The sequence below is a fragment of the Enterobacter sp. RCC_40 genome (genome assembly GCF_041360735.1).
Lineage (GTDB): Bacteria > Pseudomonadota > Gammaproteobacteria > Enterobacterales > Enterobacteriaceae > Enterobacter > Enterobacter ludwigii.
Genome location: NZ_JBFUPR010000001.1, coordinates 386,467 through 412,255, shown reverse-complemented (window position 1 = coordinate 412,255; position 25,789 = coordinate 386,467). Strand labels below are relative to the sequence as shown.

General features: G+C 57.0%; 30 protein-coding genes. 6 read left to right on the top strand and 24 right to left on the bottom strand.

Annotation, left to right across the window (positions count from 1 at the left end; translation table 11 throughout):
* Positions 1-2: 2 nt before the first annotated feature.
* The 4 genes from flgE to flgB are packed head-to-tail and all read right to left on the bottom strand — an operon-like array spanning position 3 to position 2,766.
* Positions 3-1,205 carry a flagellar hook protein FlgE gene (flgE, locus tag AB6731_RS01875; RefSeq protein WP_371005826.1) on the bottom strand — a complete coding sequence of 401 codons (1,203 nt, stop codon included), beginning with the start codon at positions 1,203-1,205 and terminating at the stop codon, positions 3-5.
* A 23-nt stretch (positions 1,206-1,228) separates the two neighbouring features.
* Positions 1,229-1,936, bottom strand: a complete 708-nt coding sequence (locus AB6731_RS01870) for a flagellar hook assembly protein FlgD (protein ID WP_262104701.1) — start codon at positions 1,934-1,936, stop codon at positions 1,229-1,231.
* Positions 1,937-1,944: 8 nt separating this feature from the next.
* The gene (flgC, locus tag AB6731_RS01865) at positions 1,945-2,349 is read right to left on the bottom strand and encodes a flagellar basal body rod protein FlgC (RefSeq protein WP_029882533.1); all 405 of its coding nucleotides are present in this window, start codon (positions 2,347-2,349) and stop codon (positions 1,945-1,947) included.
* Positions 2,350-2,355: 6 nt separating this feature from the next.
* Positions 2,356-2,766, bottom strand: a complete 411-nt coding sequence (gene flgB / locus AB6731_RS01860; protein ID WP_262104703.1) for a flagellar basal body rod protein FlgB — start codon at positions 2,764-2,766, stop codon at positions 2,356-2,358.
* Between the two features lie 237 nt (positions 2,767-3,003).
* Between flgB and flgA the strand changes: the two genes are divergently transcribed.
* From flgA to AB6731_RS01845, 3 genes are all read left to right on the top strand, one after another.
* Entirely contained in the window at positions 3,004-3,702 is a 699-nt protein-coding gene (gene flgA / locus AB6731_RS01855; protein ID WP_262104705.1) for a flagellar basal body P-ring formation chaperone FlgA, read from the top strand.
* A gap of 73 nt (positions 3,703-3,775) precedes the next feature.
* A complete protein-coding gene (gene flgM / locus AB6731_RS01850; protein ID WP_044856816.1) occupies positions 3,776-4,069 on the top strand; it encodes a flagellar biosynthesis anti-sigma factor FlgM in 294 nt (97 codons plus the stop codon).
* Between the two features lie 17 nt (positions 4,070-4,086).
* Positions 4,087-4,530, top strand: coding sequence for a flagella synthesis protein FlgN (locus AB6731_RS01845; RefSeq protein ID WP_262104707.1), 444 nt, complete (start codon positions 4,087-4,089; stop codon positions 4,528-4,530).
* 136 nt (positions 4,531-4,666) lie between these two features.
* Here the strand turns inward: AB6731_RS01845 and AB6731_RS01840 are convergent, their stop codons facing one another.
* Genes AB6731_RS01840 through fliD form a run of 3 tightly spaced genes read right to left on the bottom strand, consistent with a single transcriptional unit; the run spans position 4,667 to position 6,906 of the window.
* Positions 4,667-4,987 carry a flagellar protein FliT gene (locus AB6731_RS01840; protein ID WP_262104709.1) on the bottom strand — a complete coding sequence of 107 codons (321 nt, stop codon included), beginning with the start codon at positions 4,985-4,987 and terminating at the stop codon, positions 4,667-4,669.
* Positions 4,980-5,387 (bottom strand): flagellar export chaperone FliS, encoded by a 408-nt coding sequence (gene fliS, locus AB6731_RS01835; RefSeq protein WP_262104711.1) that lies wholly within the window; start codon positions 5,385-5,387, stop codon positions 4,980-4,982. The genes AB6731_RS01840 and fliS overlap by 8 nt, the downstream gene beginning before the upstream one ends.
* 43 nt (positions 5,388-5,430) lie before the next feature.
* The gene (fliD, locus tag AB6731_RS01830) at positions 5,431-6,906 is read right to left on the bottom strand and encodes a flagellar filament capping protein FliD (RefSeq protein WP_371005825.1); all 1,476 of its coding nucleotides are present in this window, start codon (positions 6,904-6,906) and stop codon (positions 5,431-5,433) included.
* Between the two features lie 300 nt (positions 6,907-7,206).
* Between fliD and AB6731_RS01825 the strand changes: the two genes are divergently transcribed.
* Positions 7,207-8,697, top strand: coding sequence for a flagellin (locus tag AB6731_RS01825; protein ID WP_371005824.1), 1,491 nt, complete (start codon positions 7,207-7,209; stop codon positions 8,695-8,697).
* A 167-nt stretch (positions 8,698-8,864) separates the two neighbouring features.
* On the opposite strand, the gene AB6731_RS01820 is transcribed toward AB6731_RS01825, so the two are convergent.
* The 4 genes from AB6731_RS01820 to AB6731_RS01805 form a co-directional block, all read right to left on the bottom strand.
* Positions 8,865-9,314 (bottom strand): hypothetical protein, encoded by a 450-nt coding sequence (locus AB6731_RS01820; RefSeq protein ID WP_262104717.1) that lies wholly within the window; start codon positions 9,312-9,314, stop codon positions 8,865-8,867.
* A 402-nt stretch (positions 9,315-9,716) separates the two neighbouring features.
* Positions 9,717-11,612 (bottom strand): methyl-accepting chemotaxis protein, encoded by a 1,896-nt coding sequence (locus AB6731_RS01815; protein WP_262104719.1) that lies wholly within the window; start codon positions 11,610-11,612, stop codon positions 9,717-9,719.
* A 19-nt stretch (positions 11,613-11,631) separates the two neighbouring features.
* Positions 11,632-12,795 carry a methyl-accepting chemotaxis protein gene (locus tag AB6731_RS01810; protein WP_262104721.1) on the bottom strand — a complete coding sequence of 388 codons (1,164 nt, stop codon included), beginning with the start codon at positions 12,793-12,795 and terminating at the stop codon, positions 11,632-11,634.
* A 113-nt stretch (positions 12,796-12,908) separates the two neighbouring features.
* Positions 12,909-13,400 carry a DoxX family protein gene (locus AB6731_RS01805; RefSeq protein ID WP_262104723.1) on the bottom strand — a complete coding sequence of 164 codons (492 nt, stop codon included), beginning with the start codon at positions 13,398-13,400 and terminating at the stop codon, positions 12,909-12,911.
* 455 nt (positions 13,401-13,855) lie between these two features.
* On the opposite strand from AB6731_RS01805, the gene AB6731_RS01800 reads away from it, so the two are divergent.
* Together AB6731_RS01800 and AB6731_RS01795 are read left to right on the top strand one after the other, a co-directional pair.
* Positions 13,856-14,677, top strand: coding sequence for a winged helix-turn-helix domain-containing protein (locus AB6731_RS01800; RefSeq protein ID WP_262104725.1), 822 nt, complete (start codon positions 13,856-13,858; stop codon positions 14,675-14,677).
* The gene (locus tag AB6731_RS01795) at positions 14,643-15,167 is read left to right on the top strand and encodes a hypothetical protein (RefSeq protein ID WP_371005823.1); all 525 of its coding nucleotides are present in this window, start codon (positions 14,643-14,645) and stop codon (positions 15,165-15,167) included. Before AB6731_RS01800 ends, AB6731_RS01795 begins: the two co-directional genes overlap by 35 nt.
* Positions 15,168-15,170: 3 nt before the next feature.
* Here the strand turns inward: AB6731_RS01795 and fliR are convergent, their stop codons facing one another.
* The 13 genes from fliR to fliF form a co-directional block, all read right to left on the bottom strand.
* Positions 15,171-15,950 (bottom strand): flagellar biosynthetic protein FliR, encoded by a 780-nt coding sequence (gene fliR, locus AB6731_RS01790; protein WP_262104729.1) that lies wholly within the window; start codon positions 15,948-15,950, stop codon positions 15,171-15,173.
* Complete coding sequence (gene fliQ / locus AB6731_RS01785) at positions 15,950-16,219, bottom strand: flagellar biosynthesis protein FliQ (RefSeq protein ID WP_013097797.1); 270 nt, start codon at positions 16,217-16,219, stop codon at positions 15,950-15,952. Before fliQ ends, fliR begins: the two co-directional genes overlap by 1 nt.
* Before the next feature lie 9 nt (positions 16,220-16,228).
* Positions 16,229-16,960 (bottom strand): flagellar type III secretion system pore protein FliP, encoded by a 732-nt coding sequence (gene fliP / locus AB6731_RS01780; RefSeq protein ID WP_371005821.1) that lies wholly within the window; start codon positions 16,958-16,960, stop codon positions 16,229-16,231.
* Positions 16,957-17,325 (bottom strand): flagellar biosynthetic protein FliO, encoded by a 369-nt coding sequence (gene fliO, locus AB6731_RS01775; protein WP_262104731.1) that lies wholly within the window; start codon positions 17,323-17,325, stop codon positions 16,957-16,959. Before fliO ends, fliP begins: the two co-directional genes overlap by 4 nt.
* Entirely contained in the window at positions 17,325-17,708 is a 384-nt protein-coding gene (fliN, locus tag AB6731_RS01770; RefSeq protein WP_148383978.1) for a flagellar motor switch protein FliN, read from the bottom strand. Before fliN ends, fliO begins: the two co-directional genes overlap by 1 nt.
* Positions 17,709-17,715: 7 nt before the next feature.
* Positions 17,716-18,708, bottom strand: coding sequence for a flagellar motor switch protein FliM (gene fliM, locus AB6731_RS01765; protein WP_041909255.1), 993 nt, complete (start codon positions 18,706-18,708; stop codon positions 17,716-17,718).
* A gap of 5 nt (positions 18,709-18,713) precedes the next feature.
* Entirely contained in the window at positions 18,714-19,220 is a 507-nt protein-coding gene (locus AB6731_RS01760; RefSeq protein ID WP_262104733.1) for a flagellar basal body-associated FliL family protein, read from the bottom strand.
* 129 nt (positions 19,221-19,349) lie between these two features.
* Entirely contained in the window at positions 19,350-20,399 is a 1,050-nt protein-coding gene (locus tag AB6731_RS01755) for a flagellar hook-length control protein FliK (RefSeq protein ID WP_371005820.1), read from the bottom strand.
* A complete protein-coding gene (gene fliJ / locus AB6731_RS01750; protein WP_262104736.1) occupies positions 20,396-20,845 on the bottom strand; it encodes a flagellar export protein FliJ in 450 nt (149 codons plus the stop codon). The genes AB6731_RS01755 and fliJ overlap by 4 nt, the downstream gene beginning before the upstream one ends.
* 12 nt (positions 20,846-20,857) lie before the next feature.
* On the bottom strand, positions 20,858-22,222 hold the full coding sequence (gene fliI / locus AB6731_RS01745) for a flagellar protein export ATPase FliI (protein ID WP_044856799.1): 1,365 nt from the start codon (positions 22,220-22,222) through the stop codon (positions 20,858-20,860).
* Positions 22,219-22,923: a flagellar assembly protein FliH gene (locus AB6731_RS01740; RefSeq protein ID WP_371005819.1), complete on the bottom strand. Its 705-nt coding sequence runs from the start codon at positions 22,921-22,923 to the stop codon at positions 22,219-22,221. The genes fliI and AB6731_RS01740 overlap by 4 nt, the downstream gene beginning before the upstream one ends.
* Positions 22,910-23,896, bottom strand: coding sequence for a flagellar motor switch protein FliG (gene fliG / locus AB6731_RS01735; RefSeq protein WP_041909243.1), 987 nt, complete (start codon positions 23,894-23,896; stop codon positions 22,910-22,912). The genes AB6731_RS01740 and fliG overlap by 14 nt, the downstream gene beginning before the upstream one ends.
* Positions 23,896-25,575: a flagellar basal-body MS-ring/collar protein FliF gene (gene fliF, locus AB6731_RS01730; protein ID WP_262104742.1), complete on the bottom strand. Its 1,680-nt coding sequence runs from the start codon at positions 25,573-25,575 to the stop codon at positions 23,896-23,898. The genes fliG and fliF overlap by 1 nt, the downstream gene beginning before the upstream one ends.
* Positions 25,576-25,789: the final 214 nt, after the last annotated feature.

Below are 25,789 nucleotides of genomic sequence, written 5' to 3'. Positions count from 1 at the left end.
CCTTAACGCAGGTTAACCAGCGTCTGCAGGACTTCAGACTGGGTTTTGATGGTTTGCGAGTTGGACTGGTAGTTGCGCTGGTAGACAATCATGTTGACCATTTCGTCGCCCAGTTCCACGTTGGAGGATTCCAGCATGCCGCCGGTGATATCCCCGAAACTGCCGGTGCCCGAGGGACCCAGGAACGGCTGGCCAGACTGCACGGTCTCCGCCCACAGGTTGTTGCCCTGCTGCTCCAGGCCGCCCGCGTTGGCAAAGTCTGCCAGCACCACCTGCGCGACGGTCTGACGCTTGCCGTTGCTGTAGATGGCAATCACTTCGCCCGTGTCGCTGACCTGGTAGCTATTAAATTTACCCGGTGCCTGACCGTCAATCTCGCCAAGCATCACCTGGGTATCGCTGGCGTTCTGGGTAATATTCAGATCAAGCGTCAAATCCAGTGGTGCTGAGCCGTTGTAAGCCCCCCCTTTGATGTTCATTGTCACCGGCGCGGTAAGTTTGCCGTCGGGCCCAAACGTAAGAGTCTGCACACTCCACTCATCCGCACCCGCGCCAGGCGCGGTGGAATCCTGAGCGTGTGCCTTCCACTCACCTTCTGCGGTATGCACGTAATAGACTTTAATGGCGTGCTTATTCCCCAGGCTGTCGGTGGCGGTCACTTCGCTGACGTAGTTGTAGGTGTTAGCGTCGTCAGGAGAGAAGCCCGGCGTCGCCGGAATAATTTTATCGTCGGACTTCAGGTTGCCGGTCACGTCGCCTTTGGTTGACGTCGCCGGAGGCATGTCGTCCTTCGGAATGCGAATCGGCCCTACCTGCGCGCCCGGGTTGATCACGCCGTCCGTCGCCTGATAGCCGGTCAAAAACAGCCCGTTTGTTTTGTTGACGATAAAGCCGTTCTGGTCCTGCTCAAACTGGCCGTTGCGGCCATAGAACACGCTGCCCGCCTGGTCGACCATGCGGAAAAAGCCACGACCGGAAATCCCCATATCCAGCGCGGAACTGCCGTTCATCAGCCCGCCGTCGCCCATATCCTGGTTGACGCCCGCCACCTGTACGCCCATACCGGTCGAACCGGCAAAGATATCGGCGAAGGAGACGGAGCCAGCTTTAAACCCTACGGTCTGAGAGTTGGCGATGTTGTTACCCACCACGTCCAGCGCTTTTGCTGCGGCACTCAGGCCGCTAAGACCTTGTGAAAAACCCATAATTAATTTCCAGAAAGTAATGACTATTTTTGAATGACAAAAACTTTGCCCATGCCAATCGGATCGTTATTCAGCAGATGCAGAATCGGTCCGCTCGGATCCATCGTGACGCCCTGAACCTGATCCTGAACCAGACCAAACACTTCCGGGTTTTCCCCCTCAGGATTGCTGGCTTCAAAGGAGAGGGTGTATTCCCTGTCGCGCGGCGGCCCTGGCTCCGGCTTGAAGTTTTCCAGGTCGTCGAGGTTGTAGGTATTCATGCCCTGCTTCACGTTCTTCAGCTCTGCGGTGTACGCCTTATCACCGTCGTGCAAGGTGACGGTCACCGTTTCGGCATCGCCCCCTAATACAAAATGGAAGTCGTCCGAATTACCCGGCTGTTCCACGCCTTCCTGCATGATGCCGATCCCCGGCTCGCCGAAGGAGACCTTCGCCTCCCCTTCAATCAGCACGCTGCGTCCGACCCAGGAGGAGGCGCTCATGCTGCCGAGCTGGACCATCATCGCCTGCACGCCCGCCACGGAGCTGTTGAGCTTCTCGACGCCCGCGGCCATGTTGAACTGCGCCAGCTGCGAGGTGAGCTGGTTGTTATCCATCGGGTTGGTGGGATCCTGGTTTTTCATCTGCGCCACCAGCAGGTTCATAAACTGGTTCGACAGATCCGCCGCGCTGTTGCCGGTGCCGGTGCCACCCGCACCGCCGTTATTGTTGTTAATCGAAGAGACCGCCATATGCGTCCTTACTGACCAAGGGTTAATGTTTTCAGCATCAGGCTTTTGGCGGAATTCATCACTTCCACGTTGGCCTGGTAGCTGCGGGAAGCCGAAATGGTGTTCACCATCTCGTTCATCACGTTGACGTTGGGCATCCGCACGTACCCTTGTTCATCCGCCAGCGGATTGCCCGGTTCATAAACCAGACGGTCCGGCGCGCTGCTCTCGACTACGTCGCTAACCTGAACGCCGCCGATCTCCTGACCGGCAGACGCGTCAACGGAAAACACCACCTGACGCGCGCGGTAGGGTTGACCGTCCGGCCCCGCCACGCTGTCGGCGTTGGCCATGTTGCTGGCGCTGACGTTGAGGCGTCGAGACTGGGCGGCCATCGCCGAACCCGAAATATCAAATACGCTAAAGAGCGACATCGTTGATTACCCCTGACTGAGCACAGTCATCATTTTTTTAATATCCGCGCCAAGGAACGTCAGTCCAGACTGATATTTCACGGCGTTATCCGCGAAAGTGACGCGCTCGCGATCCATATCCACGGTATTACCGTCGGCACTCGGCTGATCCGGTATGCGATACAGCACATTCGCATCGTCAAACGGCATCGCTTTACCTTCAATATGCTTCTGTGACGTTAATGCCAGCGACATGGGAGATTTCGCCATCGTGTTATTTTCCATGGCGGCTTTTAGCTGCTGAGTAAAATCAATATCGCGCGCCTTGTAGCCCGGCGTGTCGGCATTCGCAATATTCGAAGCCAATATATCCTGGCGGCGCGACAGCAAACCTAACGCCTGCTGTTGAAAGCGAAAGGCGTCATCAAGTTTATTCATGACAACAGCACTCCTGTCTTGCGTTATTTAAACTGCGATAGTGTAGTCAGCGCTGGTGAAATATCACACTGCGAAGACCCGACAGAAATAAGCCTATTTAGGGAAATAGAAATAATCCTAATAACGTTAACGTGACGATAGATTTAATTACCTTCAAAAGTGTCATTATTTGAAGCAATAAAACCCAGGTGCCTGCGTATATAATTTAGCCATCACAGATATGATTAAGGCAATACGATGAAGCTCCGAATAATCAGCACGGCGGTGGCCGCTTTGCTCTGTTCTGCATCCGCTGCAGCCAGCGTACCGTCTGACCAGACGGCAAAGCAGCGGCTGATGCTTAAACTGGATGCGCTGATCCCACAGCCTGAAGACGGTAGCGACATCGTGCGCACCGTCACCCTGCTCGCCTCACCCGCGCAGGTGGCCGCCGTGTGCGATAACCCGGAGCTGAGCCTGGTGGGAAGCAACAGCCGTCTGACCGGTAAACGCACCGTGCTCGCGCAGTGCGGCGCGCGTCGCCATTTCCTGCCGGTTCGCATCAGCGCGCAGGGCACCTGGTGGGTGGCAAGCCAGAGCCTGCCCGGCGGGGCAATTGTCCAGCGCAGCGATATCGAGCCGGTTAGCGGCAGTCTCGACCACCAGCCGGGGGGATTAATCTTTAACGCCGATGAGATTATTGGCCAACGCCTGACTCGCGCCATCGACGCCGGTAAGCCGCTGTTAGAAAACCAGCTGCGCCAGCAGTGGCGTCTGCGCGCCGGACAGACGGTCGACCTGGTGACGACCGGTTCAGGCTTTCGTATTCGCAGCCAGGGCAAGGCGCTCAACAATGCCGCGGTGGATGACCTGCTCAAAGTCAAAACGGCTGGCGGGCGCACCGTGAGTGGGAAAGTGGGGGCTGACGGGCAGGTGATGATTATTTCACAACAATAAATTTTAGGTTTTCTGTGAATCACCGATGAAGACAATATGTGAGTACAGAATATGTTTCCCTGAGAGGACCACCATGAGCATCAACAGCAGCCAGACCACCGCGCCGATTGCGAAAATCGCCCCAACTCAGGATCTGCGCGCCCGCACGCAGCCTCAGGAGAGTGACGCTGCGGCAAAACGTTCGGACAAGCGCGACAACACCAACGTCACCCTGAGCGAAATGACCAAAAAGATCCAGACTGACGACAGCCGCGACGTGGACTACGCGCGCGTCGCCGAGCTTCGCGCCGCGCTGTCGGCAGGTACCCTGCGCATTGAGCCTGAGAAAATCGCTCAGGCGATGGTGCAGGACATGTTTCAGTTTTAACCGTAAGCAGGACCCCTATGGACAAGCTTTACCCGATACTCGCGCAGATGAAAACGTCTCTGGATGAGCTGGAGGCGATCATGATTGAAGAGGTCAATCAGCTCAACCGCACGCAGATCAACCCGGTGTCGCTGCAAGTGTTGGCGGATAACAAAAACCAGCTGCTGTCGACCATTCAGTATTACGACGATATGCGCCGTCAGCAGGAGCAGAGCTGCGGCACGGAAGCCCCCTACCCGGGGCTCGGCAAGCTGTTTGCCAGCTGGCAGCAGGTGCATGAGAAGGTGCGCAACACAAAGTCGCTGAATCAAAAGGTGGAATCGCTGCTGCAAAGCCATATGAAGAAAAATCAGCATATCCGCAAGGCCATCGACCACGTGGGCCACGCTAACACGCTCTATGGTCCCGCAGGGGAATCCAGCCAGCTGCCCGCGGGCCGCAAGTACAACATCAGTATCTGATCGTTCCTGTCTGCGTTGTCCTCTTTTGCCCGCCTCTGGTGGGCTTTTTTTTTGCCCGGCGGCGCTTCGCTTGCGCGGGCCTACGGGCTGACAGTCCCCTCTCCCCTACGGGGAGAGGGTTAGGGTGAGGGGTAAATTAAACAGCGGTGTAAGATTTTGCCACGCTGCTGGTTTTGCGCATGGCGGAGAGTTCGGTGCTGATGATGCTCAGGCGTCCCTGAATGGCGCGCGTTAGCAGGGCATCGTTCTCAAGGAGGGTCGCCAGCCGGGCGCTGACCGACGTTTTAGTGTGCTGTGCCAGCTGGGTTAAATCGATATCACACAGCGTTCTCATTCCCATGCTGTACGCCACGGACTCGTCAAGAAACACATCCCACTCGCCGGCATCGGCCTGCTGACGCAGCTTCGCGTTGCTGATGAGCAACTCATCAATCAGCGCCATCACGTCGTTATCCATGTTTCACCTGCTTGTGCTGCGGGGCGATGGCCTGCCAGGTTTCCTGCATCCCCGTCATCAGGGCAATGAGGTGCGGCAGCTTTTCACCGGATTTGTTGAGATTCGCCTCCAGCAGCGTACGGGAAATATACTCGTACAGGCTCTCCAGCTCTTCGGCGATTTTCCCGCCCTTCTCGTGATCCAGCCCGGCGCGCAGGCCGTTATCGATAATATTGATAGCGCGGGAGATCATCTCGCCGCGACGGGCGATATTGCCCGACTGGAAATAAATCTCCGCCCGCTTCATGGCGTTAATCGCCCCGTCATACAGCAGAACGATCAGCTGATGCGGCGTCGCGCCAACGATCTGGCTGTCGAGTGAGACAGCGGTATAGGCACTGTTGCCCGTTTTAGTGTACATCGTCAAATCCTGCCGGGCAGCGCTCTGCCCGGGATAGTAGTGATTAAACCAGCCCCGCCAGCGACTGCTGCAACCGGGTGCTCATGCTGTTCATATCGCTCATGGCCTTATCGAGACGCTGGTACTCTTTCTCTCTGCGCAGCATGGTCTCTTCAATGCGTTTTTCAACGGCCGTGATCTGCTTACCAAGACGCTTTTCCTGCTCGCGCAGGGATTCAAGCGCGGTTTCGATAACGCCGTCTTTCTTTTCGATCGACTGTTTATCCCCGAGATAGGTATTAAAGATCCCCTCCATGCGGTCCTTAATCCCCTCTTTACCGCCTTTACCGAGGAACAGCGCCTCAACTTCTTTCAGGTTGTCCTTCAGGGCGGCATCAAGCTTTTTGCTATCGATTGAAAGGGTGCCCAGCGTGCCGGTTCGGTCATCGCCGGTCTTACCGTCAAAGGTGACGGTAATCCCTAATTTACCCAGCGTCTGAATGACATCCCCAACCTCGGGATAGCTGCCCGTCACGGTGGCTTTCAGCTCGCTGGTCAGTCGACGTAAGGAACCGTCGCTGAACAAGGCGCCGTTGGAAGGGTCAGGCTGAGGCAGAGAGTCCGAATTGCTGTCACGATCGGGAGCCGTATATTTGGTGGCACCGGCGACGGTGGTGAGGTAGCTGTTGTAGTTTTTGACGAACTCTTCAATCAGTGTTTTCACCTTTGAGGTGTCTTCGGTGATGGTCAGAGATTCGGTTTTGTAGTTTTCTGGGTCGTCTGGATCGAGTCCAGATTCCTTCAGTTCCGATACTTCACGCAGCTCAAGCGTCACGCCGGTGATCAGATCATTAACCGTATTAGAACTTCGAGTAATGGAATTCCCATTCAGAATAATTTCGGCATTCTGGAAATCCGTTTCGACATCCGCACCTTCAAGCTTTGCCTTTAACTGCGCATTACCTGTCACCTCGATCTTCATTTCCCCGGCTTCACCGGTTTTTTTCGAGGTCAGAACCAGCTTGTGCGTCCCGTCCTCAATGGTCATCACTTCCGCGGCCACGTCGCCTTTCTGCTCGTTGATCTTTTTAGCAATCTGATCGAGAGAGGTTTCATCTTTCGCTAAGTCCAGCTCCAGCGGTTTTTCACCCTCTTTCAGGGTAATGGTCACTTTCGCCGCGCTGTTGCCGATGGGTTTATCGCGCGTATCGTTCTCAACCGCCAGCTGATGCGCCTTCGCCAGCTGTTTGACGGCAATGGAGTAGCTGTTGGGGATCGCGCCCTGCCCTGCAGTCGCCTTAAAGGTTTTGTTGTCGCTCACGCTGACGCCGTTAAATCCCTCATCTTCCAGCTTGCCGAGATTGTCCTTCATCGTGCTCAGCGCGCTGGAAATAGAGCCCCACGCAGAAATCTGCCCTTTATAGGTGGTTTGCTTCTGCAGATAAGGATTGAGTTTTTGCGTAATACCTTTGCGCTCATCCGCCAGCCACTGATCAAACGGCAGTCCGGACCCCACGCCTAAAAAATTCGTTCCAGCCATAATAATGTTCCTCCAGAAATGAAATAGCTCACGCTACTTTCATCGGATAATAGAGAAGGAAGTTTAATTTTTCACAGGGGGCAGAACAATATGGCAGAAAGGTAAAGACAGTTTTGCGCGTTTATTTCGCCATTAGCCCTCTCCACTTAAACAATAAGCGACAGACCTGACGCTATTTCACGTCATTAATAAAAAAAACAAAAAAATAATTCAGTCTTTTTTATTCCCCCCGATGAAAGAAGTATGCGCAACAACGAACGCATATCACTTATTACTGTTATCACTTAGAAGGATATAACAATGGCACAGGTCATTAATACCAACGCGCTGAGCCTGATGGCTCAGAACAACCTGAACAAATCTCAGTCTTCTCTGGGTACCGCTATTCAGCGTCTCTCTTCCGGTATGCGTATTAACAGCGCAAAAGACGATGCGGCAGGCCTGGCAATTTCTAACCGTTTCACCTCGTCCATCCGCGGTATGACCCAGGCGGCACGTAACGCCAACGACGGTATCTCCCTGGCGCAGACCACCGAAGGCGCGCTGGAAGAAGTGACCGAAAACATGCAGCGTATCCGCGAGCTGACTGTGCAGGCGAAAAACGGCACCAACTCCGCCAGCGACCTGGACTCCATCAAGAAAGAGATCGGTACCCGTCTGGAAGAAATTCAGCGTGTGGCAGAAACCACCAACTTTAACGGCGTGAAGGTCTTTGACGGCTCTAAGGATAAAATCACCATTCAGATTGGTGATAAAGACGAAGACACCATTGACATATCTCTGAACAAACTGGACATGGAAACCCTGGGTCTGGATAAATTCATGGATGATTTCGCAAAAATCGGTACAGGCAACGGCGCAGGTGCAGGTAGTAGCTATACCGGTAAAGCCACTCAGAAAGCAGCGACTGACGACACGGGATTGGTTGTAGGTGGTGGTACTGATAAATGGAAAATTGATGCCGCAGATATTGATGCGCTCAAAGCGGCTATGCCGGGTGGTGCTGCGACCGCCGCTCCTGAGGTTTATATCAAGGACGATGAGGCCTTTGTCCTGAACAAAGACGATGGCAAGTTATATAAACTCGATCTCACTCAGGTAACCTGGACTGCTAACAGTGCAGGCTTCCAAAAGATTGATGCCGTGACTTCCGCAGCAATGGAGGAAATGAGTGAAGCCGATACCGACATGCTGCTGAACGGACCTACTCAACTGACCGATGCTAAGCTTGTGAATGCGGATGAAAGCGTTACGGTTGGTGGCAATCCAGTGCAGCTTGATGCCGCGAAGATGGATGCGATTTCAACCGAACTCTTCGGCGGTGATGTAGCAGCCTCTGGTATGCAGTTCTTCTCTGCAACTGGCGCAGCAGCGGATACATTCTATGCAATCAATGAAGCGGGTGAAGTGAAATCATTTAAACTTGATGCCACTGGCGCAGTCGATCCAACGTCTAAAGCCGACGCCGGTTATGGCGATGCCGCAGTAATCAAGAAAGCAGCAGGGGTTGCAGTGGGTGACGGTCTGCTGGCCGACATGGATGCGGCTATCACGCAGGTTGCCGACTTCCGTGCCGACCTGGGTGCCGTTCAGAACCGCTTTAGCTCCATCATTGCGAACCTGAACACCAACATCATCAACACCACCGAAGCGCGCTCCCGTATTCAGGACGCCGACTTCTCCGTGGAAGTGTCAGCCATGAGCCGCGCGAACATCCTGCAGCAGGCAGGCGTGTCCGTACTGGCCCAGGCTAACCAGGTTCCGCAGAACGTGCTGTCCCTGCTGCGTTAATCTGTAACAAACCACCTTACATTGTCATTACGCGCGTGCCTCACGCGCGGTTGCCCTCCCTGGCGGAGGGCTTTTTTGTTTGTGTGCATCATCTTCTTGCCTGGCGGCGCTGCGCTTGCACAGCAAATGTAGGCCGGGTCAGGCGGAGCCGCCACCCGGCTTTGTTTTTAAGCGTGCAGGTAAGGTTCCTTCACAAAATCGGCTAACAGATACACCATGTCATGCAGTAATCCTGTCAATGCCTTATTCACGCTCTGCGGCAGAGTATTACCCAGAATCGCCTGTGCCAGCGCTTGCGCATAACTAACCGGTGTGGCCGTATCCTGCCAGCTATCCGGCATACATGACGGCGCAGCGTCCCCTGCAATGAGCTGTTCAATCAAATGCGGTGGCAGATCATCGTCGCAACGATGCTCCAGCTCATCCAGAGCGTGTAGCAAGCGCCCGCAGAGCGCGTTGCGTTCGCGTATATTGTCGACCTCAACCAACGCGCTCGCGAATGCCGCACAGATATCGACCACATCAAAAAGGTCGGCAGAGGCTGGAAGCGGTAAGGCAATGAGCTGTTCGATAAAGTTAACGCGGGATGATTCAGAGAGTGTGGAAAGAATAGTCATATGAAAGTCTCCTTGTATATTCATATAACCACCACCCGAGTTCTCACGCTCAAAGGTGGTGGCGCTGACGGAGGTGAGAATCGACATACAAGGGAGCCGACCAACCTAACGGTTGCTCCGCCAGCGCCGCCATGATTGTAACGACGTGTGCGCATGTACGATACAAAAATGTATCGCCTTGTATTTTCAGGTTCTCACGCCCAGTTGCGGATGTTGCAGCAACACGGGCACTTTACGAAGTGATGAAAACAAAAAAAAGGGTAAACCACGGATTACATAAGGTTACTTCCAGGATGACGAGGCGCCTTCCAGATTTGTGCCGGGTGGCGGCTTCGCCTTACCCGGCCTACATTTGCGTTGCTTCCTGGAGCGCCGCCGGGCAAGACTGACAGCGCGCACGCATCACACCCTAAACCGGTTCACCACGCTTTCCAGCTCCGCGGCCTGCTCCTCCATCGCCTTCGCCGCCGTCGACACGTCCGCCACCAGCGCGGCATTCTGCTGAGTGGCGCTTTCAAGCTGACATACCGCCACGTTTACCTGCTCAATACCGACGCTCTGCTCGCGGCTGGCGGTTTTGACCTCCTCCATCAGGGCAGAAACGTCGTTAACCGACGACACCAGCGCGTTCATGGTTTCCCCGGCCTCCTGCACCAGACGGCTACCATCCTGCACGCCGATCACCGCGTCGTTAATCAGTTCGCGGATCTCCTTCGCCGAGCTGGAGGATCGCAGGGCCAGGCTTCGCACCTCTGCCGCCACCACGGCAAAACCGCGCCCCTGCTCGCCCGCGCGCGCGGCTTCAACCGCCGCATTCAGGGCCAGGATATTGGTCTGATACGCGATACCGTCGATCACCCCGACGATGTCGGTCACGCGCAGGGATGACGATTCAATATGACTCATCTTTTCCACCGCAGCATTCATCAGCGTCGCGCCCTGCTGCGCCACGGCGGCCGCCTGCGTGGCCAGCCTGTCGGCATCCGCCGCGTTGTCGGCGTTGTTGCCCACAATACCGGCAATCTGCTCCATCGACGCCGCCGTTTGCGTCAGGGAGGCGGACTGCTCTTCAGTGCGTGACGAGAGCGACACGTTGCCCTCTGCAATCTGATGAGAGGCTGCCGCAATCGTGCGCGTACTCGCTCCAACCTGCTGTAACAACCCCTGCAGATAGCGCATAAACGTATTCACGTTGTCGGCAATAGCGTTCAGCTCGCGTGTACGGCTCTGCGGCAGGCGCAGGGTCAGATCGGCCCCGCCCGCGGACAGCGCGGCCAGACGGTCGCTCACGGTCTGGAGATTACGCATCATAAAGCGCACGGTCAGAATCAAAACCACTCCCAACAGCAGCAGCAGCGGGATCTGCACCATCCCCAGACGCAGCAGAATGCTGTGGGTCTGCTGGTTCAGCAAGCTACTTTGGGTATCGGTTGCCACAAACCACGGGCTTCCGGCAATCGGAGAGAGAAAGATAGTGTGTTCGCCATCGTCAGCCTCATAGGTGCGTTCGATGTAGCCACCGCTGCCCTGCGCCAGCATCTCCTGCAGAAGGGCGATTTCATCTCCGGGCAGGTCGTTAATATTTTTCAGCTGCGGCGTGGTGTCGCTGGCGCGGCTGTAGCCGATAATTTTGCCGTTGGCTTCGACAATCAGCACGCCACCCTGCAGCGGCTCTGCGATCTTGCGCGCAAGCTCATTAAAGAAGCCCAACGTCACGTCCAGCGTCGCCACGCCCCACAGCTGACCGTCGCGCCAGATCGGCATCGCACAGTTGGTTCGCGGCTGCGGGCTGGCGGCGTCTACATAGGCGTCGGCCCACGCACATTGCCCTTTTGCAGCACGCATCCCAGCCTTAAACCACGGCTGCTGCCAGTAAGCAGCCGCATCCGGCTGATTCCACGTACTGTTCGGCTGCAGCTGATTTTGCGTGTCACGGGCGTAGAACGTGCTGTATTTCTCCACGCCCGGCTCGCGCTTCCCCGGCAGCGGCCACACGCCGCCGCCAAACAGGATGCTGTCACCGTTCTGGTTAACCAGGGCAGGAAGCAGACGGTCGATTTGCGCGCTGTCGAGCTGCGCGACGGTTTCCGTCAATACGCGCTGCTGCGCCTGTACCCGCGACAACAGTTGCGTCACGGCGGCGGTGTGCGCGTTAATTTGATAGTGCACGCGCCGGTGCTCATGTTTCAGCAGCGCGGGCGCAATGAAGTGCATAACAACCCAGAGGGTAATGAGGGTCAGTAAAATAAAGAAAGCAGAGACCAGCATAATGGCCCTGCTTTGAAGAGAAGAAAACATAGTATGAAATACTCGTAGATTATCCGCTCGTGCGGTGAATTAAGGTGTTCGCCACCGTGTAAACCTCTTCAATCAGCACGCTGTTATTCTGCGTCACCGAAGGTGCCCCGCTTTGCGCCTGCATCATCGCATCGTCAATAAGGGCCCGGAGTTCTTTCGACGAACGCGCGCAGCGGCTCGCCAGGTTGCGCGACTCCACGGCAAACACGCTCTCATCGTTATGAAGGGAATAACTGTAGGCGCGGCTGGCCAGCTGCACCAACGTGCCGCTGCTGTCGGCAATGTGCAGCGCGGCGTCATGTAGCGCGTTCATTGCCCGGATCGCGCCCGTGGCGCTTTCGCTCAACACGGCCAGCATATTGGCGTTCGCTTCGGGTACCCGCAGCAGACGTTCATTCTCCTCGGCAATGGTGCTGGCTGCCCATGCAATCGCGCTCACCTGCTCGCCGATCTCCTGCATCAGCGGCGGCAAATGCGCGCCCTGCTCGGTTTTCAGCTGCGACGGTAGCTCTTCGTTGAGGCGGGAAAGATGCTGGTTCAGGCTGCGAAGCAGGGTCAACGTAGAGACCAGCAGCAAGGCCGCCAGCGGCCACGGCTTATGCAACAGAATGCCCGGCCGCTCGCCCATTCGTCGGGTGGGCACGTCAATGGCAAGCAGCCACGGCCTGTCGGGAATGGGCATCACCACCAGCGTATGCTCGCCGCTGGCGCTGCGAAAATGGGTATGTCGCAACCCGCCATCCGACTGGGCCACCAGCGCACGCAACGGCACCGCCATCGGCAGGTTAATATCGTTGAGGGACTGTACCGTCGGCGCACCGGCGGCATCGCCGATGATGCGTCCGGTGTCGTCCACAATCCAGGCGCGACCGCCAAGACGTTCGCCCGTCTCTTTGACCAGTGCATTGAGAAATTGACGGCTGCTGCCCGTCTCTTCGGCACTATCTGTCTCGCCCGGCGCGCTTTTGTCCAGCGCGAAGCTTTTAAGGGTGACCACGCTTTCGGCCATTGAACGCTGCTGCGCTTCAACACGATCGAGCTGCTCGCGCAGCTGGGTCGCCAGGACATCAACCTGCGTGCGCAGACGCTGCCCCTCCGTGCGAATAAACCACGGCATGACGCCAGCCTGCACCAGGATCACCAGGGTAATGAAAATAACGACCAGTATGACAATAAAAACCATAACATCAGCGCCTGTTCTTTTAACGGCAGCACAATGCTGCCTCTACAGGGCTATTTTATTATGCAGGCATCAGGAAATATGCCCTTCAAAGCGTTGATAACCGCGCACTTATGTTAACCCTCAACAAAAACAATTTTGCGGACCTTCTGCCAACGTTTGACCAGCCAGCCGTCGAGGCTGCAAAGGGTGCCGCCCCAGGTCAGCGGGAACAGGCAGAGCACGATATAAAGCGTCTCGGGCAGATAAAACAGCCAGCTCAGCCATGAGATTAAATTCAGCCCGGGTGGAATGGTGTAAATCCCAATCGTGACCAGCGCCACACTGCTGATGACCATTAATACCAGCGCGCTAACGCGGCTGAACAATCCCAGCGTCAACAGCAGTCCCATGCTGCACTCGAAGAACGCCACCACCACCGCCATAATGACCGGGAAAGGGATCCCCGCATCGTGCAGGGTATCCACCATCAGCAGCTGGTTCTCAGGAACAAATAATTTATTAAACCCGGCAGAAAAGAAAAATACACCTAACACCAGACGACAGATAAATACGGGAAACATGGCCGGCATATCGGACGTATGCATAAAACGCTTAAGAGAGAACATCGGTCATCCTTGTAAAGAAAATGAATACTGTGTAATTAATTCAATAACCTGCTTTTTACTCAGTATAAATTCGCAGACCTCTTGCGCAACCGCCGCCCCGCCATTTCCGGCACAATTAATAATTTTATACAGATTAAAAATGATTAACCAAAAGTGATAACAGCGTCTCATTATCAACGCTGCTGACGCCGCTCACGCGCAGTTAAAATGGTAACCAATTGGTTTTAATGTGATTAAATCGCAATCGCTTATAACGTTATTTTTGGTGTGGTTAAAACACCGCAATTAATAACCTTAAAAGTGTTAAGGATGCTTTTACATAATGGTTGCAAAAAGATGACGTAAGACATAAAAAGCATGTCGCTCTGGCTCCCGGCTAGCAATAACGTGCATTCATTACTATTAATTACATTAGCCAGAAGCGATACCCAATACACCAGAAGAATCAAATAACTATGCTAAACAATATCGCGATTGGATCGTTAGTGACGCTGGATTTGCAGAGCCGTACGCTTGCCCGAACGGATACGCAAGAGACCGTCACGCTTCCCCAAAGCGCATGTCTGTGCCTTGCCGCGCTGGTGGAGGCTCATGGGGAAGTACTTTCCCAGGAACAGCTGATGGAGATCGGCTGGCGCAGCGCCGGGGTGGAGGTCACCGACAACAGCGTGCGGGTGATGATCACCAAGTTACGCCGCGCGTTCGCTCAGCTAAACCTGCAGGAAGCCATCACGCTCATCGCCGTGACGCGCAGCGGCTATCGCCTGCTGGTGCGGGAGAGCGGTAGCGAAATGGCGCCAGCAGCGCCGACACCAGACCTCCCGCAGCAGGAAGCCCCCGAACAGGCCGTTGCGCCAGAGGTGCCGCCGACGGTCGAACCCGCCCCGCCGCGCGCCCGCAGCACGCTCATGCAAAAGAGCTGCGTCACGCTCAGCGGCGTGCTCGTTGGGCTGGTGATAGCGCTACTCCTGCGCGGCATTTTAGATTTTAGCCCGCAGCCGGTGCACTTTGTGCGCTGGAATGGCCCCGGCGTGCCGCCCGGTACCGAGGTGATGGTTCAGCAAGACAAACAGTCGCAGACCGCGCTGATTGAATCCACGCTGCAGACCTATACCCGCCACGTTCTGGCGCGCCGTACCGACGAGAAGCCCGCAGCCGTACTGTATGTGACCACGGGCTCGGAAAAGATGAGTAAATTCCAGGGGCTTATTGCCTGCCAACAACCCTTTAAGGATTCAGGGAATGACTGCGAATCGTTCTATTTTCGCCACTATTAAATCCCCGCTCGCGCTGCTGTTTCTTGGCGGAGTTATTATCGGGACCGGCGCCATGGCGCTGTACAGGTTTTATACCTCGCCCTATAAGGCGGTCTGTATTGCGCCGACCTCGTATTACATTATTGAGGACGATAACAACGCGACGCTGGCGCGCGGTATCTACCGCTCTTACCGTGACGGCCTGTTCAACGGGCATACCACCTATATCGGCAGCATCAGCCACTTCAAAGACGGCAAGCGCGACGGGCTGCCGAAAGCCGTCAACCGTGAAGTGCGCTACGACGTTGATATGTCGGGCAAGCGGCTCCATCTGACCGTCACCAGCCAGCACCGCAAGCTCGGCGGCCAGAGCTCGGATGAAGACGTGACCGATTATATCTTCCCGCAAATCAAACCGGGTGAAGAGGCGACCAGCACCGTCTACCTGCTGGACGACAAAGTCCTCGCCTCCGGCACGGAGACCGTGGCCCGTATCGCCTGCATGAATTGAGGGTCAGACCAGCGCCTGAATCAGGCCATCAAGGGTGTCAAACCCGAGGGCCATCAGGCGCTCAAAGAACGGTGCCAGCGTTTCGGCAATCAGGAACAGTGACAGCATGCCGAAGGTCAGCGTCAGCGGGAAGCCAATCACAAAGATAGAGAGCTGCGGCGTCAGGCGGTTTAACAGCCCGAGGATGAAGTTAATGCAGAGCAGCAGCGCAATCACGGGTAGCCCCAGCATCAGCCCCTGACTGAAGATCATCCCCGCGTGAGTCACCAGATACATAAACCCGCCCGCGTGCAGCGGCGTGGCGTCAACCGGCAGCGTCTGGAAGGTTTCCGCCAGCAGCGCCAGCAGCCAGAGATGGCCGTTAAAGGCGAGGAACAGCAGCGTCACCAGCAGGTTAAGAAAACGCGAGATCACCGGGCTGTTGCCAGCGCCTGGGTCGAAGAAGGTGGCGAACGACAGGCCCATCTGCATGCCGATGATTTCGCCGGACATGCGCACGGCGGCAAACAGCAGCTGCAGCGTCAGCCCCATCGCCGCGCCGATAATCACCTGTTTCGCCATCACCCAGACCCCTTCCCAGGAGTAGAGGCCTATCTGCGCATCAGGCAGCGTGCCGCCAATCAGGATCGCAATCAACAGCGCCAGGCCCGCGCGCAGGCGGGCGCTGACCGCCTTCTCGCCGAAAATCGGCGCAACGTGCAACAGCGCGGCAATGCGCACCATGATAAAAAAAGTGTGACTGACCAGCCCGTAGAGCTGGTCGAGAGGAAGTCCGAAGGCCATCAGCCAATCACGAAAGGAATGCTGGCGAACACCGCGCGGGTGTATTCAATAAAGATTTTCATCATCCACGGTCCCAGCGCAACCGCTACGCCGACGATCATCAAAATCTTTGGAATAAAGGTCATGGTCATTTCGTTGACCTGGGTGGCGGCCTGCAAAATACTGATGATAAGACCGGTGACCAACGCGGCCACCAGCAGCGGGGCTGACACCATCAGTCCCACCTTGATCGCCTGCATGCCAATCACCATTACGCTTTCCGGGGTCATGGGTCTCTCCTAACTGTAAAAGCTCTGGGCCAGCGATCCCACCAGCAGCTGCCAGCCGTCGACCAGCACAAACAGCATCAGCTTAAACGGCAGCGCAATGGTGGTGGGCGGCACCATCATCATCCCCAGCGCCATCAGAATGCTGGCGACCACCAGATCGATAATCAGGAACGGAATAAAGATGGTAAAGCCAATCTGGAAGGCGGTTTTCAGCTCGCTGGTGATAAACGCCGGGATCAGAATGCTGAGCGGCACCGCTTCCGGCGAGGCGATATCCGGGGTTTTGGCGATACGGGCAAACATCGCCAGATCGCTTTCGCGAGTCTGGTCGAGCATAAAGGCACGCAGCGGTTTCACCCCTTCCGTGAGGGCCACTTCCATGGTGATTTTGTTTTCCTGCAGCGGCTGCCAGGCTTTTTCATAGATCTGGCTGAACACCGGAGACATAACGAAAAAGGTCAAAAACAGCGACAGCCCCACCAGCACCTGGTTTGGCGGCGCGGTGGGCGTGCCGAGGGCGTTACGCATCAACCCCAGCACAATGATGATGCGGGTAAAGCCGGTCATCATCAGCAGTACGGCAGGAATAAAGGTAAACCCGCTCAGCAGCAGCAGGGTTTGCACCGGCAGCGTCCAGCCCTCTTCCCCCGCCGGTTTACCGAGGGTGATATCACCGTTGGCCGCCAGCGCACCGGCGGCAGGCAACATCAGGACGAGCGCCAGCAGCAGGCGGCGGTTCATTGCTCACCTCCCGAACGGTATTTCTGGCGCAGCTTTTCCAGCATCTGCGGGAAGGTCACAGGCGCAGAGGTTTGCGGGGCGTGCTCCGGGCGCGCCTGCGTCGCAAGGCAGGTAATCTGCGAAGCGGTGACGCCCAGCACCAGCCGCTGCTCGCCCACGTCCACCAGCACCAGGCGCTCGCGCGGCCCCAGCGACTGGGTCGCCACCAGGGTCATGTTGCCCTGGGCATCGTTGAGCCGACGCGACAGCCCGCTGCGGCGGGCAGCCCAGGCCATCGCCACCATCAGCAGGATAATCAGGGCCAGCGCGCCGGTGACCGTCATCAGCACCGAGCCGGTCGCCGGGAGGGAGTCAGTGGCGTTCATTAGCGGCTCAGGCGGTGCATACGTTCAGACGGCGTGATGATATCCGTGATGCGGATGCCGAACTTATCGGAAACGACCACCACTTCACCCTGCGCAATCAGATAGCCGTTGATCAGGATATCCAGCGGTTCCCCCGCCAGCCCGTCCAGCGACACCACCGAGCCCTGGCTCAGGCGCAGCAGCTCTTTGATGGTCATTTTGGTACGCCCCAGCTCCACGGTCATTTTTACCGGGATATCGAGGATCAGGTTCATCTCGTCAGAAAATTGCGGTGCAGCCATGGTGTCGGTAATTCCCGCCGCGTGCTGTTCGCTCATTGCATCACCCCAGAGATTATCAATGGACTGATCGTCAGAACCCGATGAGGTGCTCATATCGCTCATGGGGAAATTACTCCTTGTTTAATGATAGTAATGAAGGCTGAATCATCTGCTCGACCTTCAGGGCATATTGATTGTTAACCGCGCCGTAGCGGGCCGTGAAGACCGGTACGCCACCCACGCTGGCTTCGATAAACTCCTGCTTATCGAGCGCGATAATGTCGCCTTTCTTCATCTGCATCACGCGGGAGAGGCGGGTACCGACATCCGCAAAGCGTGCCGTCAGCTCCAGCTCCGTTTCCCGCATCTGGCTCGCCAGCAGGCCACGCCACTGGGTATCTTCCTGCCGGGAGTTGTCCATCGGCGGGTTACTCAGCAGCTCTCGCAGCGGTTCAATGGTGCTGAAGGGAATACAGATGTTGAACTCCCCGCGGTGCGAGCCGATCTCCACCGAAAACGGCGTGGTGACCACCACATCGTTGGGCGATGAGGTGATGTTGGTGAACTTCACCTGGATTTCCGAACGGATGTACTCCGTTTTGATTTTGTATATCGAGCTCCAGGCAAATTCGTACGCCTCGCGCGCCATCGACAGCATGCGGTGGATCACGCGCTGTTCGGTTGGCGTAAATTCACGCCCGTCAGCCTTGGTCGGGAAACGACCGTCGCCGCCAAACAGGTTGTCCACGGCCATAAACACCAGCCCCGGCGAGAAGGCCATCAGCGAGGTGCCGCGCAGCGGGTTAAGGTGCAGCAGGTTCAGGTTTGTCGGCACCGGCAGGTTGCGGGCAAACTCGTGATACGGCTGGATCTTAATATTTCCCGCCGTAATATCCGGGCTACGGCGCAGCAGGTTAAACAGCCCCATACGGAACTGACGGGCAAAACGTTCGTTAATAATTTCCAGCGAATGCAGACGTTCACGAATAACCCGGCGTTGCGTATGCGGGTCGTAGGGTTTTATCCCTGCGTCTGTACGGCTGTTATTGAGATCGCTACTGCTCTCAGCATCGGCGTTCAGTAAACGGTCGATCTCATCCTGTGATAAAAAGCTGTCAGCCATAATTATTACCGCAGAATAAATTCGTTAATAAGGACGTCAGTGACGCGAATGGACTGGTTAAACGCCAGCGGTTTATCCAGCTCGCTCTGAATGTTAGTAATCAGGCGGCGTTTCCCCTCGTCGGTGGCTAAATCTTCATAGGTCTGATGGGTGAGCAACATAAATAAGCGGCTGCGGTATTCCGGTAAATATTTTTCCAGAACGGCAAGCGACTTCTGCTCTGCCACCCGAATAGATAAACCCAGGTACAATACCCGATCGGATTCATTCGCCGTCGGCTTCAGGCTCACGGTAAAGGTATTCATCGAGGCGTAAAGCGGCTCGACTTGCGCAGGCGCTGGCGCTGTTTTCACTTCTTCTTCCACCACCTCGCCTGCCGGTTTGGCGAATTTCATTTCCCAGAACAGGTAGCCGGAAAACCCGCACGCCGCAACGGCAGTCAAAAACATGAACGTCATCAGAAGCGAGCGAGACCCTCCGCCGCTGGCGACCTTTTTATTTTTATTACTCATTGAACGTACACCTGATAAATAAGAGAAGGCAGCGTACTACCCTCGTGTCAATATGGCGGACATTGTAGTCCATTTAATCATCCTGATAATCAGGTGATAAAATTTCATTCCTGAAGCTAATTCGCCACTTCAGGCAAAGGTATTAATTCCGTATATATTTCCCGGCGTGGTGGTTAATAATGTCGGGACGCTGTCGTCATCGTCAGGCTGCCCTTCGCCCTCCAGCTGAGCCTGCTGCTCGCCCGGCGTATTGTCGCGCTGCTTACCTGCCGCAGCGTACTGTTGTCCCTCGTCGCTGACGTTCGCCTGACCGAGTTGAATCCCCGATTCCGCCATCGCGGCGCGCAGCTGAGGCATGGCCTGCTCCATGGCGTGGCGAATGTGAGAATGCTCGCTGACGATATGAATGTGCGCCTGATCCTGCTGAACGCGCAGGGAAATTTGCAGTGAACCTAGCTCCTCAGGGTGTAGACGGATCTCGGCGCTGTGCAGGCCGTTGCGGCTAAAGATAGCGATATGCTGGCTTACCGACTGCTTCCACTCCGGCGTTTCCGGCGGGTGATTCACGGTAACCACCTGCTGCGGAGCATGGGCAACGCTGGTGCGTACGGCGGCAGGTAGCGCCACGGCACTGACCGGAGCAGTTGATGACATCTCTGGCGTGGCGACCGTTTCGCTCGCGACCGGCGCAGACTGCGCCGTCAGAGGCGTCGTCGTCACCGCGGGTGATTTCTCCGTCACGCTGAGGGGTGTTAACGTTTTACCGCCCTGCGCGTCAGGCTTCTCGCCCACCGCAGGCTTGCCAGGCTCTGGCTTCACCGCTGTCTCCGCGCCCGTCACGCTGCGGGTAATCAGCTGCTGTAGCTGCCACTGCGGGCTTTCTTCCCCTTCAACTTCTGTGATGGTCACACCCGTCAGCGCCTCCGCCAGCCCCGGTGGGGCCATCAGCAGCGTGTCAGCGATCTCCTCATCATTCCCCACCGTCACCTCCGTGAGCTGTTCCGGCAGCATACCGGCGGGCAGCATCGCCTCCGGCAGCGCCTGCGGATCCAGACCGGTAAACAGCTGCGCCAGCTTGCCCTCCAGTGCAGGGCCAAAATCCTCGTCAGACAGCAACCCGGCTTTCGGTTTGCCCTGCGCCCCGCCGCCCAGTAACAGGGCAGCAATATCAATGTTCATAGCCTTTCTCTCTTTTGTCCGGCACGCTGCGCGAATTCATCCATCAGCTTTTGTTCATGTCGGCTCTGAACCAACGCCTGCGCCGTCGCGCGGCGTTCAATCAGCGTTTCAAACGCGTTCAGGCGCTGCTTGTTCTGCACCCAGTTCTGTTTGACCTTATCAACCGCCTTTTCACAGGCGTCGACATGGCCTTGCTGCTGCTTCACCACCTGCTTCAACGACAAAATAAACGACTGATGATTAACCAGATCCGCCACCGACATGCCGTTGCCCATCATTCCCTGACGCAGGGACTGCTGATACTCCTGCTCGTAGTGCTGCAACTGTTCATGCTGGGCGACGGCCTGCTGAAGCTGCTGCTGCACGCCACCCAGCGCGCGGGTGGTCTTTGTCAGCGTCTCCTCTGCCATGTCACGCAGCAGGGTCATTGGGTTGTTTACCTTCATGGCGCCTCCCGGTTAGTCCCTGACGTCCGGGAAGAGCCCGGACAGGGTATGCACGGCGTCGTCATAACCGCTGCGTTCGTGGATCGCCTGGTGGAGGTACGCCTCCAGTGACGGGTATTTGTCGATCGCCAGATCCAGCATCGCGTCGCTGCCTTTAACGTATGCGCCTACGCTTACCAGATCGCGGTTGCGCTGATACGCAGAAAGCAGCTGTTTGAAGCGCTGCACCTTGCGGTACTGGGCGTGCGGGATCAGTTCGGTCATGGCGCGGCTGATCGACGCTTCGATATCAATGGCCGGATAGTGGCCCGCTTCGGCAAGACGACGCGACAGGACGATATGTCCGTCGAGGATCGCCCGCGCGGAGTCGGCAATCGGATCCTGCTGGTCATCCCCCTCCGTCAGCACGGTATAAAACGCGGTGATTGACCCGCCGCCCTTCACGCCGTTACCGGTCCGTTCCACCAGCGCAGGCAGGCGGGCAAAGACCGACGGCGGATAGCCTTTGGTCGCGGGCGGTTCGCCGATGGCCAGCGCCACCTCGCGCTGCGCCATGGCGTAACGCGTCAGGGAGTCCATGATCAGCAGTACGTTGAGGCCGCGATCGCGAAAATCTTCGGCGATGCGGGTGGCATAGACCGCCCCCTGCATACGCAAAATTGGCGAGACATCGGCCGGCGCGGCAACCACCACCGCGCGCGCCAGCCCCTGCTCGCCGAGGATATTTTCAATAAAATCTTTGACTTCACGGCCGCGCTCGCCAATCAACCCCACCACGATGACATCGGCGGTGGTGAAGCGCGCCATCATGCCGAGCAGCACGCTTTTGCCCACACCGGATCCGGCAAACAGGCCCATGCGCTGGCCGCGCCCCACCGTCAACAGACCGTTGATGGCGCGCACGCCGACATCCAGTACGTTTTTAATCGGGTCGCGATGGAGCGGGTTGAGGGTTGGCGTAAATAGCCCCGCCGACGGATTCCCCGGCGCGGGACGACCATCCAGCGGTCGGCCCTGCGCATCCAGCACGCGGCCCAGCAGATGCGGGCCCACAGGCAGTTGTTTACCAGCATGGCTGTCGTTTTGCAGAGCGTAAATACGCGCCCCCGGCAGGATGCCGTCGACGTGCTCCAGCGGCATCAGAAACAGCGTCTGACCATTGAAGCCGACCACCTCGCTTTCAACCGGGATAATGCCCTGCTCCGTCTGGCGCTCCACGATGCACAACGCGCCAATCGGCAGCTTCAGCCCAACCGCCTCCATCACCAGGCCTGTGGCGCGCGTCAGCTTGCCGTACTGGCGAAAATCCGGTACCTGCGCCAGTCTCTCTTCCACCCGGTCGAGGACGGATAGCCATTTTTTTAGCTGCGCGCTCATTGCGACAGTTCCTCGCGAGCCAGCTGACAGAGCGCCTGCCAGCGCGTTTCCATAGTGGCGTCCACCTCTGCATCAGGTGACACCACGCGGCAGCCGCCGGACGCCAGGTGCGCGTCCCGGTGCAGCTCCCAGCCCATCGCCGTGAGCGTCTCACCCAGCGCCTGCTCAACCGAGGTAAACGCGTCCGGATTCACATACAGCTTAAAGGTACCGTGGAGCAGCACATCCTGTTTCATCAGGCTACGGATCTGGCTCACCAGGGCCTGGTTATCCACCATGCTGGCGTTGCCGTAGAGTTGCTGCACGGCGGTGAGCGCGAACTGCACCAGACGGCCAGGGATCAGGCTTTCGAGGTTCTCCAGCGCGAGCTTAAAGTGAGTGACCCACTGTTCCGCTTCACGCAGCACCGTCTGCTGATCCGCGCGCGCCTGCTCCATACCCTTTGCAAGGCCCGCCTCACGGCCTTCTTTAAGGCCCGCCTCATAGCCCTGCTTGCGTCCCTCGTCCTGTCCCTGCTGCTGTCCCTGCGCGAAGCCCTGCTGCTCCGCCTGTTTCCGCAGGCGTGCCAGCTCGGCTTTCAACTGCGCCTCGGACTGGGCGCTATCCAGCGTCGGCAGCGGCGTTTCCAGGGGTTCCCCGAGCAGATTTTCAGGTTGCCAGCTGTGCCACTCCTGGGCGTGGGTATCCTTAAACGTAGGCATCGTCGCTGCCTCCAATCAGGATCTCGCCAGACTCGGCCAGGCGACGGACCACGTTGAGGATCGTCTTCTGTTCGGCTTCGACCTGCGACAGACGAACCGGGCCACGGGAGGCCAGGTCGTCGGTCATCAGCTCGGCCTGACGACGGGACATGTTGCGGAAGAACTTCATGCGCAGCGGCTCGTCGGCCCCTTTCAGGGCGATGATCAACGTCTCGCTCTCGATCTCCTGCAGCAGGCGCTGAATACTTCTGTCTTCCACTTCCACCAGATTTTCGAACAGGAACATCTCGTCGATAATCTTCTGCGCCAGCTCGCCGTCGAATTCGCGTACCGCCTCGATGGCCGCCTCTTCCTGGTGAGACTTCATCAGGTTGAGGATCTCTGCCGCCGGACGCACGCCGCCCATCTTGCTGCGCTTCAGGTTTTGACCGTGGAGCAGGTTGTTCAACACTTCGGTGAGCTCCTGCAGCGCGGCAGGCTGTACGCCACCAAAGGTGGCGATACGCAGCATGATGTCGTTACGCTCGCGGTCGTCAAATTTGCCCAGCACGTCCGCCGCCTGGTTACGCTTAAGATGCACCAGGATGGTGGCGATGATCTGCGGATGCTCCTCACGAATGAGATCGAATACCGACTGTGGCTCCATAAAGTTGAGCGTCTCAATGCCGTTGCCGCCCTGATGGGTATCCAGCAGGTCTTCCAGCAGCGAGGAGGCACGCTCTTCGCCCAGCGCCTTCACCAGCACGCTGCGCAGATAATCGTTGGTATTGAGACTCAGTGCGGCATATTCGCTGGAGTCTTTCTTGAACTGTTCTAATACCATTGCCATCTGGTCGTGGGTAAAGCCCGCCATATTGACCATTGAGCTACTGATCTGCTTTACCTCGTGGGCGTTGAGGTGCTTGAACACCTCCGCCGCCAGGACATCTCCCAGCGTCAGCATGACGATGGCGCTTTTTTCTGAGGCATTCATTATTTAGGCTCCTTACTCATCCACTGGCGGATAACGAGGGCGATAACGCGCGGCTCCTGCTCTGCCAGCTCACGCAGCTGTTGACCATTGAGTTCCGTATCCACCCGCATCTGGGCGCGGTCGCGGTTGTTTTTCTCCGCAGCACGTTTTTTCGCCGCGATCTCTTCCTCTCGCGCCTCTTTCTCCATCTCCAGACGACGGATTGTGGTCTCCTGGTGGCGGATCCAGGCTGGCTGGACCAGCTTGCGCCACATCACCCAGGCGATAATCGCAATCACCAGGTAACGAGCAATCGCCATCAGCAGGACGTAGAAACTTTCCTGCTTCCAGAACGGCGGTACCGGAGCTTCCACCACGCCGTTAAACGCGGAGTTGAGAATATTGACGCTGTCGCCGCGCGCGGCGTTGTAACCAATCGCCTCTTTCACCAGGGCGTTGATGCGGGTCAACTCCGCCTCACCGATCGGGCCGGGTTTACCCTCTTCCCCCTGCGGCAAATGGTTGATGACCACGGCCACCGAGAGACGTTGAATACGTCCCGTATTGGATTTGGTGTGGGTTAGCGTGCGATCCACCTCAAAGTTAGTGGTCTCGTCACTGCGGTTGTTATACGGCTGGGCTGGCTCACGGTTGGCGCTGTTACCGGTGGTTTTCTCTTTATTGTCATCCGCCGGGGTGTTGAGCGGCTGGGTCAGCGGTGCGGTGGCCGGTGCGGGCGGTGTATTGCTCAGCGCTCCCGGCACGCCGCCTGCGCCGCGGCGGTTGCCCTGCTCAGAGAGGCTCGCCTGACGGCTGCGGATCGCCATTTTTTCAGGCTCGCTGTTCGGCTGATACTGCTCCAGCGTCTGCTCCTGCTCGGTGAAGTCAATCTGCGCCGTGACCTGCGCGCGAATATTTTCGTCCCCCACCAGCGGGGCCAGAATGCGCTGAATACGCTGCTGGTAGTCACTCTCAATGTCGTTGGTGTATTTGAGATGCGCCGTTTGCAAGCCGCGCACGCCGCTTTGGGTCAGCAGGTTACCGCGCTGATCGACAATGGTGACGCTCTCGGCAGAAAGCCCGGTGACGGCGCTGGAGATCAGATGGGTGATGGCCACCACCTGGCTGTCGTCAAGGGTGCGGCCCTGCAGCAGGTTCACGGTGACTGACGCGGTCGGTTTTTTCTGTTCACGGACAAACATCGACGGTTTCGGCGTGGCCAGATGCACGCGTGCGCTCTGAATCGGCCCGAGATTTTCAATGGTGCGCGCCAGCTCGCCCTCCAGGGCGCGCTGGTAGTTCACCTGCTCGGTAAACTGGCTGACGCCGAACTTCTCCTGATCGAGCAGTTCAAAGCCCACCGAGCCGCCTTTCGGCAGCCCCTGCTGCGCCAGCTTCATCCGCACTTCATGTACCTGGGATCCTGGTACCATGATGACGCCACCGGCGGTATCAATGCGATAAGGGACGTTGAGCTGCGAGAGCTGCGCAACAATCGCGCCGCCCTCTTCATCACTGATGTTGCTGAACAGCACCCGGTAGTCCGGCTCCTTTGCCCAGAACATTAAGGCGATGATGACGGAAAGCGCCGCAGCGCCGCAAATCACCAGCAAAAGCTTCGGACTGCTGCGAAGTGAGGACAGTATTGATTTAATTCGCTCTGCCGGATTGTTGGTTAAATCATTTAGTGTGGCACTCATGCCGTATTCCTGTATGAAATAGCACGCATCGGTGATGCGCGTCAGCTCACGAAATTCGCGAGAGTGATGTCGACGATTTCAAAAATATAAGAATTTTTCAGGCGGGCATTATCGTCTGAAAGGCGTTTTTTTTAAGGATAAATAAGCTCAAAGTTCTGTCGGCTTATTGGATTTTCTGAGGTTTTTATTCGCGTGTTAAGCTGTCGACGTTTAA